This window comes from Yersinia sp. Marseille-Q5920, assembly GCF_946902935.1.
Lineage (GTDB): Bacteria > Pseudomonadota > Gammaproteobacteria > Enterobacterales > Enterobacteriaceae > Yersinia > Yersinia rochesterensis.
Window position 1 is genome coordinate 60,780 of record NZ_CAMPQA010000018.1, and the last position, 13,999, is coordinate 74,778.

Here is a 13,999-nt window from a genome sequence, read left to right on the forward strand (position 1 = left end):
TTATTCTGCTGATACATGATTAATCTATAAAAATTCAGTAGTAAACTTGGGTATCACATAATTCAGAGCTATGCTTAGTCATTCATGGCAACCTATTTTATCACCGATTCTTGCTGTAAAAGGAAGCAATACCATGTTGTTACATACTGTGCTGTTACGTCCCGTTTTTTCACTACGGGCCTTTCTCCTGTTGGTCTTACCGATGGTTGCATTTTACAGTGTCGCCCAAACGAATGAATGCGACACCAAAGCTAAGGAGATCCAACAGCAGATTGATTATGCCAAACAGCATGGCAATACTCGCCGCGCCGCCGGTCTGGAAACGGCGCTGAAAGAAGTTAAAAATAATTGTACTGTTGAGAGCCTGAAAGCTGAGCGGCAGAAAAAAATCAAAGAAAAGCAACACAAAGTCGCAGAACGCAAGCAAGAACTCAAAGAAGCTCAGCAAAAGGGTGATGCTGGAAAAATCGCCAATAAACAGAAGAAGTTAACGGAGGCGCAAGCTGAGTTAAAGCAAGCTCAGGCACAGAAATAGCGACTCCGGGTTTAAATACAAACACAGTGAACTATTAGGATTATTAACCTATCAACTTTCCGATAAATTCACTAAATTAGATATTCACCTCAGTTATGTTAAGGAGCTATTACATGCCACAAGATAAAACCTCTGAACATTTGCGCGCTGAACTTAAGTCACTTGCGGATACTTTGGAAGAAGTGCTGCAATCTTCGACCGATAAGCCGAAAGCTGAGTTAGATAAGCTGCGGGCCAAAGCGGAGAACGCGTTGAAGGATACACGTGAACGTCTGAGTGAAACTGGCGATAAAATTGCTGCCCAAACCAAAGAGATTGCTGATAAAGCTGATAACTATGTCCATGACAACCCTTGGGCTGGTGTGGGTATCGGTGCTGCTGTCGGCGTGGTGTTAGGCGTGTTGTTGTCTCGCCGCTGATTATGGCTGAACTTCCTCAAACTCAGGGCCCCGGTAAAGGGGTCCTCGATACTGTCCACCGTATCGCCACCATTGTGGTGGGTATGGTTGAAACCCGTGTCCGGCTGGCGGCCATTGAGCTGGAAGAAGAAAAGGCAACACTGATTCAGTTGCTGATAATGGCGGGGATTACCCTGCTGTTGACTGCTTTCGGTTTGATGAGCTTGCTTGTGTTAGTCATATGGGCGATTGATCCTGCCTATCGTTTAGTCGCACTGGGGTCGACAACCGCCGTGCTATTAGCGTTGGCAATCATCGGAGTTATCTGGACACTCACCAAAGCGCGTCACTCCACGCTGCTGGGTTCAACCCGCAAGCAACTGGAAACAGACCGCGAATTATTGGAGAAAGAGCGTTGAGCCGCCGTCAATTGGCACAGGAAAAGGCCGCATTGTTACGGGAGATCCAGCAGCAACGTCTGGATCTCGCTAACAGCGCAGCGCATTGGATTGAAGTCACAGCACCTTATGACCGAGGCTGGGTAAAAATCGTCAGTATGCGAAAATATCTGATGGTGGGTTCAAGCCTGGTCGCACTCTACGGTATCCGCCACCCCAGCAAATTAATCCGCTGGTCGCGTAGAGCTGTCAGTGCATGGGGTACTATCCAACTGTTTCGCAATACTTTTTTATTACGTTAACCCCTAATTTCACTGCACTGCCACGTCACAATTATCTTATGTTTGATCAACTCAGAATATAAAAGCCCACCTTCCCATAGGCGGGCTTTTATATTCTGTCACTTCAGTTTTTTTGATGAAAAACGACAGTTTTACTTGCTAACAACTTATCAACTTCTCGATTAACATTCTCTCATCAAGTCAGGGCGTTTGCAGAAACATATTGGCAAACAATCACATATAAACTTTTTGATGAAAAATTAACGCCAGCAAATGTCAGGCATTAATACAAAACACTTTTTGGAGAAGTCGTTGATGAACAAATTACAAGATACTGGCCTGTTGGTAGCACGCATTCTAATGCCAATTCTGTTTATTGTTGCCGGTTACGGCAAAATGGGTGATGCCTATGCCGGTACTCAGCAATATATGCAAGCAATGGGCGTCCCTGGATTCTTCCTGCCACTGACTATTTTGTTGGAATTTGGCGGCGGCCTGGCCATTCTGTTTGGTTTCCTGACCCGTACCACTGCGCTGTTCACCGCCGGTTTCACTATTTTGACTGCATTAATCTTCCACACTAACTTTGCGGAAGGCGTTAACCAACTGATGTTTATGAAAAACCTGACCATCGCTGGCGGTTACATTGTCTTAGCCGTTGCTGGCCCTGGTGGTTTCAGTATTGACCGCCTGCTGGGTAAGAAGTGGTAAGCACAGTAGCCAAAATGAATATGCTATTTTAATTAACGACGCCCTATCATTTGATAGGGCGCGTTTTTATGGAGAAGTATAAAGATGGGGCAACTTGTTGACGGTGTATGGCAAGACGTTTGGTATGACACCAAACCTAGCGGGGGCCATTTCAAACGCAGTAACTCGCAATTCCGCAATTGGGTGACGACTGATGGTCAAGCTGGGCCACAAGGTAAGGCGGGCTTTAAAGCCGAAGCACATCGTTACCATTTGTATGTTTCTCTGGCCTGTCCATGGGCGCACCGCACCTTACTAACGCGCAGCTTGAAAGGTTTGGAATCGCTAATTTCAGTTTCTGTGGTACATCCGCTGATGCTGGAGAATGGCTGGACATTCGGTCATGACTTCCCCGCCACCACCGGTGATGGGCTTTACCATCTCGATTATCTTTATCAACTCTATCTCCGTGCCGACCCCCATTATAGCGGGCGCGTGACCGTCCCGGTGTTATGGGATAAGCAGCAACAAACTGTTGTTAGCAATGAGTCAGCCGATATCATTCGTATGTTCAATAATGCTTTTGATGGGGTTGGTGCTAAAGCTGGCGATTATTACCCTCCCGTATTACGCGGCAAGATTGACGATATCAATGAGTGGATTTACGATCAGGTCAATAATGGCGTGTATAAAGCGGGCTTTGCCACCACCCAAGAAGCCTATGACGAAGCCGTCAGCACCTTGTTTGATGCATTGGATAAGCTGGAACACATTCTGGGGAAACACCGCTATTTGACCGGTGATCAACTGACCGAAGCGGATTTACGCTTATGGACCACATTGGTACGTTTTGACCCGGTGTATGTCACACATTTCAAGTGCGATAAGCGCCGTATTAGCGATTATCTCAACTTATACGGCTTTTTACGCGATATTTATCAGATGCCGGGTATTGCCGAGACGGTAGATTTTGACCATATCCGCCATCACTATTACCGCAGCCACGGCACCATTAATCCTTACGGAATTATCTCCATCGGCCCACAGCAAAACCTGCTGGAGCCACATGGACGAGATACCCGTTTCGCTTAGTTAACAGATAGCCACTCACCTCCCAATCGAGGCGACACGCAGTAGCCGTTTATTTATTAGCAAACAGCCTAGGGATCTCACGCAGACACCACGACTTGGCCTCGCCCATACTGTCGCGACGCCATGCCATAATGATATCCGCCTCACGGCTGTATTCCGGCCCGACAACCCTGAGGCGGCCTGCTTCGATATCTTTTTCCACCATGTCGTAAGGCATGGTCGCTACACCTAAACCAGCGAGTAATGCCCGCCGTTTATCTTCAATGGTGCTGACCGTCAGCCGTTGCTGTTTATCCAACAACTGTACAGTGATAACCGGCCGCTCGCGGGCGGTATCTGCCACGGCAACGGCTCGATATTTCACCCGGGTTAGCTCAGAGAGCGGCTCTGGCTCCAAGTGAATAGGATGATCCGGGCTGGCCACATAAACGCTGGTCACTTTGTACAGTTTGCGGCTGTTAATCTCCGAAGATGCGCGAAAATGCATATCTGGCGCGATAACAATATCAGCCCGCCCCTGCTCCAGTCGCTCCCATGCTCCGGCTAATACCTCGGTAAAAATAGAAACCTGAGTGTTGGCTTTGAGTGCCAGTTTGTCGATAAGCGGGAACAGTTTCCACGCCGGAGACAAGGCCTCGCTGACGATGGTGATATGGGTTTCCCAGCCGCGTGCCAATGCCTCAGCGTCAGTAGTCAGCTTATCTGCCGCTTCCAGCAATACTCGCCCGCGATCCAGCAGCATGCGCCCGACATTGGTAAACTTGGTGCGATGCCCTGAACGGTCGAACAGCACCACATCAAGCTCTTCTTCAAGCTTCTGCATGGTGTAGCTCAGCGCAGAGGGTACTCGCCCCAATTCATCGGCTGCCGCCGCAAAACTACCACGGCGATCAATGGCATCCATCACTCTTAATGCTTCTAACGTTAGCGCCCGATCTTTGGCCATCATTTTCTCAATCAGGAAATTTGAATATAGTGACCAGATTAACTGGCTAACAATCTGCCGTCCAGACGCTTACCATTTGTTTATCGATTAATGTCTACAAACTATGCCAAAGTCATTGGTGTTTGAGTGCAACCAACACTCCTGCAATTTGAAAGATGGCGATAGGTATATGCCCTATAGATTTCAAGGTGCAGGAAGGCGGCAAACGAAAGTATCCCGATGAACTTACACAGGTAAGTGATTCGGGTAATTGAGCGCAGCCAACACACCTGCAATTTGAAAGATGGCGATAGGTATATGCCCTATAGATTTCAAGGTGCAGGAAGGCGGCAAACGAAAGTATCCCGATGAACTTACACAGGTAAGTGATTCGGGTAATTGAGCGCAGCCAACACACCTGCAATTTGAAAGATGGCGATAGGTATATGCCCTATAGATTTCAAGGTGCAGGAAGGCGGCAAACGAAAGTATCCCGATGAACTTACACAGGTAAGTGATTCGGGTAATTGAGCGCAGCCAACACACCTGCAATTTGAAAGATGACGGGCACAGGAGCAATCATGATCACATGCAGAACAGCAAAACAGTGCGGGCAAGCTGACTTTGGTTGGCTTCAAGCCCGCTATACTTTTTCATTCGGCCACTATTTTGACCCGAAATTACTCGGCTATGCCTCACTGCGGGTGTTGAATCAGGAAGTGTTAGCACCGGGGGCATCATTCCAGCCGCGAACCTATCCGCGGGTTGACATTCTCAACCTGATTTTACAAGGCGAAGCCGAATATCGCGATAGTCTGGGCAACCATGTGCGCGGCAAAACCGGCGATGTCTTGCTATTTTCTACCCAACCGGGTGTTAGTTACAGCGAGCATAACTTGAGTGCAGACAAGCCGTTAACCCGCATTCAGTTATGGCTAAATGCTTGTCCAGAACAAGACAGTCATCTCGCGCAGCGCATGTCTTTATGCTCTCAGCCATTGCGATTATTGGCCTCTCCTGATGGGGAGCAAGGTAGCCTGAAGCTGCGCCAGCAAGTGTGGATTCATCATTTAGATTTAGCCGCCGGTGAGCAATATACAATTGATTTGCACGGCCCGAGGGCATATCTGCAATCTATTCACGGGACAGTCGAAGTGAAAGGCCCGCAAGTGAGCGAAGCTCAGCGCTTGACCTGCGGTGACGGGGCTTTTGTACAAGAAGAACAGCATTTAGTGATTACAGCAGAGACTCCCCTGCGGGCATTGCTGATTGATTTACCTGAATGACCGGGTATTCGCCCAGTCGGGGCTGTCCTGAAAATTGTGTCAATGCCACATTGATTGTGGCATTGGTGCGCTATCTATATAGCATATGAATTTCTTATGGCTTCAATGACGCCATATCAATCACAAAGCGGTATTTCACATCACTTTTCAGCATACGTTCGTAAGCGTGGTTAATATCTTGAATATTAATCATTTCTATATCTGAAGCAATGCCGTGTTTAGCACAAAAATCCAACATTTCCTGTGTTTCCGCAATACCGCCAATGCAGGAACCCGCCACCGAGCGCCGCCCCAAAATCATCGGTAAGGTACTCACCATCGGGCTGATATCCCCGAGGAAACCGACAAACACTAACGTGCCGTCCACATTCAACGTCGGCATGTATGCATTGATATCATGCACATAAGGCACAGTATCAATTATCAAATCAAATTGCCCTTTGGCCGCGGCCATTTGTGCATCATCGGTAGATAAAACAATGTGATGCGCACCTAAGCGGCGGGCATCCGCCTCTTTATTAGGAGAGCGGGTAAAGAGTGTTACTTCAGCGCCGAGCGCATTAGCCAATTTTAGTGCCATATGGCCCAATCCACCCAGCCCCACGACAGCGACTTTGCTACCCTTTCCGACTTTCCAATGGCGCAGTGGTGACCAAGTAGTGATACCTGCACACAATAGGGGGGCGGCAGCTTTCAAATCCAGACCAGCAGGCATTTTCAATACAAAATCTTGCGATGCGACAATAGCTTGCGAGTAACCGCCGTAGGTTGGCTGATGGTCATGGCGGTCAATACCATTGTAGGTTTGCACATTTCCTTCTTCGCAATATTGTTCTAATCCTTGCTGACACGGGTTGCAGTGGCGACAGGAATCGACCATACAACCAATACCGGCGAAATCACCCACTTTAAACTTCGTGACATCCTTGCCCACCGCCGTAACGCGCCCCACCACTTCATGACCGGGCACAATAGGATAGGTGCTGAATCCCCAGTCATTACGCGCCTGATGTAGGTCAGAATGACAAACACCACAATAGAGCACCTCCATCACCACATCATCTGGGCGAGGAGCGCGACGGGTAAACTCAAAGGGAGCCAGCGGAACTTTTGCTGATGTAGCAGCATAACCGAGTACTTTCATTGTCATGGTGTATCTCCGGGATGATGAGCGTTGAAAAGAGATGCGAAGTATTTATCAAAGTTCTTGTTTCGTCGGACGGAATAACACTTCGTTAATATCCACATCCTCCGGCTGGCCGATAGCAAAGGCCACAATACTGGCGAATGCATCAGCGGAAATAGCAACTTCGTCATAAAATTGCTTAATACCTGCCGCGACATCAGCTTCAGTGATGCTGTCCACCAACTCGCTACTCACTGCGCCGGGAGAAATAATGGTCGTCCGAATATTGTACGGTTTCACTTCCTGACGTAGCCCTTCAGAAATCACACGAACAGCGGTTTTGGTCGCCGCATACACAGCACTGCCCGGCCTCACTTTATGGCCCGCAACTGAGGAGGTATTGATGATATGCCCACTTTTCTGCTCTTTCATATAAGGAAGTGCTGCCGCAATGCCGTAAAGAACCCCTTTCAGATTCACATCAATCATTGCATTCCAATCATCAATCTTACGCCGCTCCAACAGTGAATGCGGCATTAGCCCGGCATTATTCACCATCACATCTATGCGACCATAAAGCCTGACCGCCGTGTCCACCAGCGCCTGAACCTGATCCGGATGCGTCACATCCGTTTTGACCACGGCACCTTTATTCAATGATAGCTCGTCGGCCAATTTTTCCAGCCGGTCAATGCGGCGCGCACCCAGCACCACTTTTGCGCCATCTTTTGTCAGGCGACGAGCCAACGCCTCGCCCAGGCCACTGCTGGCCCCAGCGATAACCACAACTTTATTTTCAATACCTTGAGTCATATTTCCTCCGAGGTTATTTCTGATATTGCTCGTTGCTGACTTTTTCCATCCACTCAACGGGGCTACCATTAAGGGATTCAGCAATAGCCATGTGAGTCATCGCGGTATCTGGCGTTGCTCCATGCCAATGTTTCACTCCTTCAGGTATCCAAACAATATCGCCCTGATTCATCTCGTTAATCTCACTGCCCCACTCCTGAATCCAGCCACGGCCTTGAGTGATAATCAACGTTTGGCCCAGTGGATGAGTGTGCCAGGCAGTACGCGCGCCCGGCTCGAATGTGACCAAAGCGCCGCCCACACGGGCAGGTAGAGTCGCCTGAAAAGGCGCATCAATACGCACCTGGCCGGTGAAATAATTGGCAGAACCGGATTGGGATACTTGAGAACCGCTTGGTGTAATTTTCACTTTTCCCTCCACGCCAGCAAAAGCTGTCGGACTTAACATGGACTACATAACTGTAGACGCTGCGAGCAATTTCACCGTTATTCCTGATAATGTTCAGGTGACAGATCAAAGTCCGGTGAGTTTTTCCAGCGCCTCAGGATAGCGCTCGCCGACTAATGTGACTTTCGCAGCTGCGCTGTCAATTTGCTGAAGATCCGCGGCAGTCAACTCCAGGTTCGCCGCGCCAATATTCTCCTCCAGCCGATTTAACTTACGTGTCCCAGGGATCGGCACAATCCACGGTTTTTTCGCCAATAACCAAGCCAACGCGATTTGTGCCGGTGTCGCGCCTTTTTGCTGTGCCACATCCTGAATCAACGTAATCAACACCTGATTGGCCTTTAATGCCTCTGGAGTGAAACGCGGCAAAGTGCGACGAAAATCATCACTGGCAAACTCGGTTGATTCCGTCATTTTCCCCGTCAGATAACCTTTACCCAGCGGACTATAAGGCACCAAACCAATCCCCAACTCCTCTAGTGTAGGGATAATTTCCTGCTCCGGTTTCCGCCACCACAAAGAATATTCACTCTGTAGCGCGGTGACCGGCTGAACTGCATGGGCACGACGAATGGTTGCCACCCCCGCCTCAGACAAACCAAAGTGCTTAACTTTCCCTTCTTTAATTAAATCTTGTACTGCGCCAGCCACATCTTCAATGGGTACATTGGGATCGACACGATGTTGATAAAACAGATCGATAACATCTGTTTTTAAGCGCTTGAGAGAGGCCTCCGCAACCTTCTTGATATGTTGAGGTCGGCTGTTTAAACCCACCCATTTTGGCCCACCATTCGGATCGGCCTGAAAACCAAATTTGGTGGCAATCACCACTTTATCGCGCAAAGGGGCCAGCGCCTCACCCAACAACTCTTCATTGGTATATGGCCCATAGACTTCTGCGGTATCAAAGAATGTCACGCCAAGATCCACGGCTTTGCGCAGTAATGAAATCATTTCCTGTTTATCGGTTGCCGGGCCATAACCGAAGCTCATTCCCATGCAGCCTAAACCCATTGCTGACACTTCAAGATTACTGCGACCGAGTGTGCGCTTTTGCATTGTCTTTACCCCTGTTTGTTATTGCTTACCACCACAAGATACTCACCAAATGAATGCCTGTTGCAGGAAAGGTAGCAAATGCTTATACGGAGTATTAGAGGGGGAAATGTGCATGAGTATATGAATTAAATTCATAAATTGAGCTAAACTTGAAAACTTGAGTGCTAACCAGCGGGAAGCAAGATGTTAAAAGAGAATTTTAACGATTTAATTTCATTTCTAATGGTTGCCAGAGAACGTAGCTTTACCAAAGCCGCAGCAAAACTGGGCATTTCCCAATCAGCCTTAAGCCACTCAATTCGAGGGCTGGAGGAGCGACTGGAGCTTCGCTTACTGACCCGCACCACTCGCAGTGTGGCGCCGACTGAAGCCGGTGAAAGGCTGGCAAATAGCCTTGGGCCACGTTTTGCAGAAATTGAGAGCGAACTGGATGCGCTGAGTGAAATGCGAGCGCGCCCGGCGGGAAATATTCGAGTCACCGCTGGCGAACATGCTGTCGATTCTGTGCTCTGGCCGGTGCTGAAAACCTTTCTCACAGAATACGCTGACATCAAGGTAGAAATTACAGTCGACAATAGCTTAACTGACATTGTGACAGGCCGCTTTGATGCAGGTATCCGCCTGGGAGAGCAGGTTGCCAAGGACATGGTTGCGGTGCGGATTGGGCCTGATATGAGTATGGCTGTAGTTGGTTCGCCCCCATATCTGGCTAAATATGGCGTTCCTACCACACCAGCCGACCTGCAAAATCATCGCTGTATCAATATGCGCCTGCCAACAATGGGCGGCCTGTATGCTTGGGAGTTTGAAAAAGAAGGGCGCGAGTTAAAAGTGCGGGTTGAGGGACAGTTAACTTTCAATAGCTTACGACAGCGGATTGATGCAGCAATGATTGGTTTTGGTCTGACAATGGTGCCAGAAGATGCAGTAAGGGCAGAGATTGCCAGCGGTAATTTAGTTAGAGTTCTGCAAGAGTGGTGTGAGCCATTTCCCGGCTACTATCTTTACTACCCCAGCCGCAGGCAGCACACCACCGCGTTTTCACTGTTTGTTGATGCGCTGCGCTATCAGCGTTAACAGGGCAAAAGATAACTTAAAAATGTAAATATCGCCCCCAGTGGAGCGCTTTTTGCTTATTGTAATTTTCATTTGCATCGCTATAATTTAGCCGGCTAAATAAATTAAAAGTGATCTATATGGAATATAAAGCAAGGGCGTTGCCCACCCGCGAGACGCTGGCTCGGGTGCAGAATCAAGAAAATCTCGACACCGATGTTTCCGGGGTGGATTTAGTCTTAAACCTGATCACCACCGCTGATTTAATTCGTTCAAGCATATACGCACAACTTTCGGATAAATATGGAATTTCAGAAGGTAAATTCATTCTCTTAATGTCACTTTATGGCGAAGGCGAAACCGCTGCCAGCGAGCTGGCATTACGCATTGGTGTCGCGCCTGCGACTGTCTCCGTCATGGTCAAACGTATGCTTTCCGTCCCCGAACCCTTGATTACCATGAGCCGAACCCATGCTGATGGACGCTCTCGCTTAATTGCATTAAGCCCTGCGGGACACCGCGTTATTAAAGAGGCGCTGCCGGGGCACATCAACGCCATTCGCTCTTTTGCCGAAGTGCTCAATGATCAAGAACGCGAATCCCTGATTTCAATGCTGCGAAAACTGCTGCGAAAAAACAGCTAAAAGTAGTTAAAAATAACCAAAACATGGGGTTTATCACGTTAACCCTTTTCCAACCACATACTTAGCCGGCTAAATAAATTGAATCAAGAACAAAAAAACACCTTAAAACCAATAAAGAAAATAGCAGTAACTTTCTTGGTGCTGCTGTTGGTTGGATCGAGCCTCATCTATTTTGGATCAAGAAATGACGCGGTATCCGTGGCCCAAAGTCTGAAGTCTGGCGTACTGACCGCCGATAAGATCAATATTGCGTTTGAAAATGTGGGCGGCAAACTTGTCACGCGCCAGGTGCAAGAGTCTCAGATGGTTCAAAAGGGTGACACCTTGATGATGCTGGATGAGGTGGATACCAACATTTCTATAGAGCGCCTCAAGGCGGTTATCCGTGCTCAGGAGGCGTCGATTCGTCTGGAAGAGTCCGCGACGCGGATCGCGAGTGATGAAACCAAATTAACGGAAGTCTCTTCCTGGCGTAAAATTGAGGAAATTCAAGCCACACTGAGTGCCGCGCGTGCCAGTGAGGAACTGGCCCGTACTGACTTTAACCGTATGGCCAAGTTGAGTCACACCGGCAGTGTCTCGCAGTCCATGCTAGATAGTGCAAAAAGCATGTTAACGCAGACTCAGGCGGCTGTTGTGCAAGCTGAGCGCCAACTTGCTTCGGCCATGATTGGTACGACACCAGAACAGATAAAACGCCTCTCTGAGAAGGCGAGCGCTCAGGGCATGACACTTCAAGCCATTGCCAACTCGCGCGAGTCGATCAAAAACCGTGAAAATGTGCTGGATCAGCTCCGTGCTCAGTTAGCCCAGTCTCAAGCAGAACTGAGGCAACTGGAGGTCAATCACGGCCGCCTGACACTGACGGCTCCCGAAGCAGGTAAAGTCTTAAAAATCCTTTATGAGCCAGGTGAGATGATACCAACTGGCGCGCCAGCGGTTCTACTGGAGACTGACCGCAGATATGTTGATATTTACGTCAATGAAAATATGGTTAGCGCTTACCAACCGGGTACAGCAGTAACCGCGCAAGTGCCAGCGCTTGATACCCACGTGAAAGGGGTGGTACGTTTTGCAACGGCAGCCCCCTCTTTTTCTGATTTACGCATGACCCGAGAACGCGGGCAGGCCGATTTGACCTCCTACCAAGTCCGAATCTACACAGAAGAAAAACCGCAATTGCTCACCGGGATGACGCTAGAGGTGGATGATGCAGAACATCGTTAAGTCCATGACCGATGAGATTGGAGCCATGATGTCAGGGCATGTCATGCCCTATCACAAGGTCGCCATTGTGGTTGCAGCCGTCATAGCACTCCTGTTTTCGCTGGTTTTTTCACATTCGACCGTCTTTGAGGGCAAGATTGCAGTGATTGATCTTGATGCCTCTCATTATTCGACCGAGTTAATCCAGAAGATAAATACATCGCCCTATATTGAAGTCACTCAGGTTTTACACTCCCCCATAAATCCTGAAATATTGACCTCGCACGACCGTAATATTGGTGTGCTTTATATCTCGAAAGGGCTTGAGAAAAGTTTAAAAACAGGCGATAGCGCGGTGCGTCTTGGTTACTTTGCGGACTACAGCAACTCAGCACAAAATGCCGAAGTGCTGCAAAACCTACATGAATATATCCCCGAACTAGGAGCTGAAATTGGTGCCGCCCGTATCTCCGCACTAGGGCTTGGCGACACCCAACTAGAAGCGGCGTTGAGTCCGATGCTGCTGAAAAGTCGCAATCTGTTTAACCCGACCAGTACCGCAACCAACTCGACCAGCATTGCTTTTGTCTACTTTTTCTCCTCACTCTTTTATGGCCTGGCCACACTGATGGTCATCGGCAGGTTGAAAGTCACGGGTGCCTGGAGCAATGCTGTCTTCAACCGAGGCCCACTGGCACTGATGTGCCGCATGGTTCCCTATGCCTTCTTTTACACCACCGGCATTACCATTGTGAGCGCCTTGTTGGTTATTTTTGGCCAACTGCGATTTGAGGGCAACTATTTTGCCTATCTGCCCACCATATTCATGACTGGATTGGCTTTTGGTTGGTTAGCTTTGATTCTGTCCTGGAAGACTCAAAATCCGGGAGAAGGTGCCAGTCTCATGACTTTCCTGGTGCCACCTGGATTTATTATGGGTGGGGCAACCATGGCGGTGGGGTTCATGCCTCTTTGGGCCTATTACCTGAGCTACGCCTTCCCGTTAGTTTGGCAATATCGGTTTTATCGCGATTTTGCTATGCGTGGGCAGACGATGGCCGAGATGCTTCCGACCTATGGGGCCTATTTGATCTTTTTGACGATAATCGCTTTTGTGGTGGTGCTACTCTACTACCGTACTCAAAAACAGATTGAAGCCGTTAACTGACAGTGCTCAGATTGAGCAAATACACAGGTATTTTAATGATGTCATCGCTCTATCGCAGTACAAAGTTTAATACCAATCAATTTACTGGGAGCACTGTAGAAAACAGCCAGTTTTTTGAATGCGATTTTTCTGGTAACGATTTAACCGATACACAGTTTATCAACTGCCAATTTTACGATCGAGAATATCAGGTGGGATGTCACTTTAATCGTGCAACCTTAAAAGACGCCAGTTTTAAAAACTGCGATTTAACTATGAATAACTTCATGAACATTAATGCATTAGGAATAGAAATAAGAGGCTGCCTGGCTCAAGGCGCTGATTTTCGCGGTGCCAGTTTTATGAATATGATTACCGCCCGGAGTTGGTTTTGTAGTGCATATATCACTAAAAACAATTTAAGTTACGCGAACTTTTCGAAAGTTGTCCTAGAGAAATGTGAGTTATGGGAAAACCGTTGGATGGGTACGAATATTTTAGGGGCAAATTTTAGCGGATCTGATTTGTCTGGTGGTGAATTCTCATCTTTTGACTGGAGTTCAGCAAATTTCACCCATTGTGACCTGACCAATTCTGCCATCGGTGAGCTAGACATTCGTAGAAATGATTTGGAGGGTGTCAAATTGGATAGTGATCAGGTATCACAGTTAATGGGCCGTCTCGGAATCATCGTTATAGAGTGACTCGCGTCGTGGACAGTCATTCCTCTCCTGCATATATCACAGAAACAAAAACCCCGCCGAAGCGCTGGTGAATCCCCAGAAAAAAGGACAGGCATAGAGAAAATATGATCTACTGATTGTGCAACCAATTCAGCGAGATCAACTCTATGCCTGCCCGTAAAGTATGCCAGAACTTTTTCCGGGGCGCT

General features: G+C 48.3%; 17 protein-coding genes. 12 read left to right on the forward strand and 5 right to left on the reverse strand.

Annotation, left to right across the window (positions count from 1 at the left end):
* Window positions 1–133: 133 nt before the first annotated feature.
* The 6 genes from OVO64_RS19425 (at window position 134) to OVO64_RS19450 (ending at window position 3,394) form a co-directional block, all read left to right on the forward strand.
* Window positions 134–535, forward strand: coding sequence for a DUF1090 domain-containing protein (locus OVO64_RS19425; RefSeq protein WP_042562484.1), 402 nt, complete (start codon window positions 134–136; stop codon window positions 533–535).
* 113 nt (window positions 536–648) lie between these two features.
* Window positions 649–954, forward strand: coding sequence for a DUF883 family protein (locus tag OVO64_RS19430; protein ID WP_038638849.1), 306 nt, complete (start codon window positions 649–651; stop codon window positions 952–954).
* A gap of 2 nt (window positions 955–956) precedes the next feature.
* Window positions 957–1,352 (forward strand): phage holin family protein, encoded by a 396-nt coding sequence (locus OVO64_RS19435; protein WP_004391985.1) that lies wholly within the window; start codon window positions 957–959, stop codon window positions 1,350–1,352.
* Window positions 1,349–1,633, forward strand: a complete 285-nt coding sequence (locus OVO64_RS19440; RefSeq protein ID WP_032820580.1) for a YqjK-like family protein — start codon at window positions 1,349–1,351, stop codon at window positions 1,631–1,633. The genes OVO64_RS19435 and OVO64_RS19440 overlap by 4 nt, the downstream gene beginning before the upstream one ends.
* 294 nt (window positions 1,634–1,927) lie before the next feature.
* Window positions 1,928–2,323, forward strand: a complete 396-nt coding sequence (locus OVO64_RS19445; protein ID WP_004391987.1) for a DoxX family protein — start codon at window positions 1,928–1,930, stop codon at window positions 2,321–2,323.
* Between the two features lie 84 nt (window positions 2,324–2,407).
* Complete coding sequence (locus OVO64_RS19450; RefSeq protein WP_267248954.1) at window positions 2,408–3,394, forward strand: glutathione S-transferase family protein; 987 nt, start codon at window positions 2,408–2,410, stop codon at window positions 3,392–3,394.
* A 49-nt stretch (window positions 3,395–3,443) separates the two neighbouring features.
* Here the strand turns inward: OVO64_RS19450 and OVO64_RS19455 are convergent, their stop codons facing one another.
* Window positions 3,444–4,340 carry a LysR family transcriptional regulator gene (locus OVO64_RS19455; RefSeq protein ID WP_038638842.1) on the reverse strand — a complete coding sequence of 299 codons (897 nt, stop codon included), beginning with the start codon at window positions 4,338–4,340 and terminating at the stop codon, window positions 3,444–3,446.
* 560 nt (window positions 4,341–4,900) lie between these two features.
* Between OVO64_RS19455 and OVO64_RS19460 the strand changes: the two genes are divergently transcribed.
* The gene (locus tag OVO64_RS19460; protein WP_038638840.1) at window positions 4,901–5,605 is read left to right on the forward strand and encodes a pirin family protein; all 705 of its coding nucleotides are present in this window, start codon (window positions 4,901–4,903) and stop codon (window positions 5,603–5,605) included.
* A 94-nt stretch (window positions 5,606–5,699) separates the two neighbouring features.
* On the opposite strand, the gene OVO64_RS19465 is transcribed toward OVO64_RS19460, so the two are convergent.
* The 4 genes from OVO64_RS19465 to OVO64_RS19480 all read right to left on the reverse strand — a co-directional run bounded on the left by OVO64_RS19465 (window position 5,700) and on the right by OVO64_RS19480 (window position 9,054).
* The gene (locus OVO64_RS19465; RefSeq protein ID WP_038638837.1) at window positions 5,700–6,755 is read right to left on the reverse strand and encodes an NAD(P)-dependent alcohol dehydrogenase; all 1,056 of its coding nucleotides are present in this window, start codon (window positions 6,753–6,755) and stop codon (window positions 5,700–5,702) included.
* 48 nt (window positions 6,756–6,803) lie between these two features.
* Window positions 6,804–7,544: an SDR family oxidoreductase gene (locus tag OVO64_RS19470; protein ID WP_038638834.1), complete on the reverse strand. Its 741-nt coding sequence runs from the start codon at window positions 7,542–7,544 to the stop codon at window positions 6,804–6,806.
* Between the two features lie 13 nt (window positions 7,545–7,557).
* A complete protein-coding gene (locus OVO64_RS19475) occupies window positions 7,558–7,992 on the reverse strand; it encodes a cupin domain-containing protein (protein WP_038638832.1) in 435 nt (144 codons plus the stop codon).
* Between the two features lie 66 nt (window positions 7,993–8,058).
* The gene (locus OVO64_RS19480) at window positions 8,059–9,054 is read right to left on the reverse strand and encodes an aldo/keto reductase (RefSeq protein WP_038638829.1); all 996 of its coding nucleotides are present in this window, start codon (window positions 9,052–9,054) and stop codon (window positions 8,059–8,061) included.
* Between the two features lie 183 nt (window positions 9,055–9,237).
* Here OVO64_RS19480 and OVO64_RS19485 point away from each other — a divergent pair, with 183 nt between their 5' ends.
* The 5 genes from OVO64_RS19485 (at window position 9,238) to OVO64_RS19505 (ending at window position 13,811) form a co-directional block, all read left to right on the forward strand.
* The gene (locus tag OVO64_RS19485; RefSeq protein WP_120011516.1) at window positions 9,238–10,131 is read left to right on the forward strand and encodes a LysR family transcriptional regulator; all 894 of its coding nucleotides are present in this window, start codon (window positions 9,238–9,240) and stop codon (window positions 10,129–10,131) included.
* Window positions 10,132–10,250: 119 nt separating this feature from the next.
* Window positions 10,251–10,754, forward strand: a complete 504-nt coding sequence (locus tag OVO64_RS19490; protein ID WP_038638824.1) for a MarR family winged helix-turn-helix transcriptional regulator — start codon at window positions 10,251–10,253, stop codon at window positions 10,752–10,754.
* 198 nt (window positions 10,755–10,952) lie between these two features.
* Window positions 10,953–11,981 carry an HlyD family secretion protein gene (locus OVO64_RS19495; RefSeq protein WP_050292036.1) on the forward strand — a complete coding sequence of 343 codons (1,029 nt, stop codon included), beginning with the start codon at window positions 10,953–10,955 and terminating at the stop codon, window positions 11,979–11,981.
* The gene (locus OVO64_RS19500; protein ID WP_145510078.1) at window positions 11,965–13,128 is read left to right on the forward strand and encodes an ABC transporter permease; all 1,164 of its coding nucleotides are present in this window, start codon (window positions 11,965–11,967) and stop codon (window positions 13,126–13,128) included. Before OVO64_RS19495 ends, OVO64_RS19500 begins: the two co-directional genes overlap by 17 nt.
* Before the next feature lie 38 nt (window positions 13,129–13,166).
* Complete coding sequence (locus OVO64_RS19505; RefSeq protein WP_050292054.1) at window positions 13,167–13,811, forward strand: Qnr family pentapeptide repeat protein; 645 nt, start codon at window positions 13,167–13,169, stop codon at window positions 13,809–13,811.
* Window positions 13,812–13,999 lie beyond the last annotated feature (188 nt).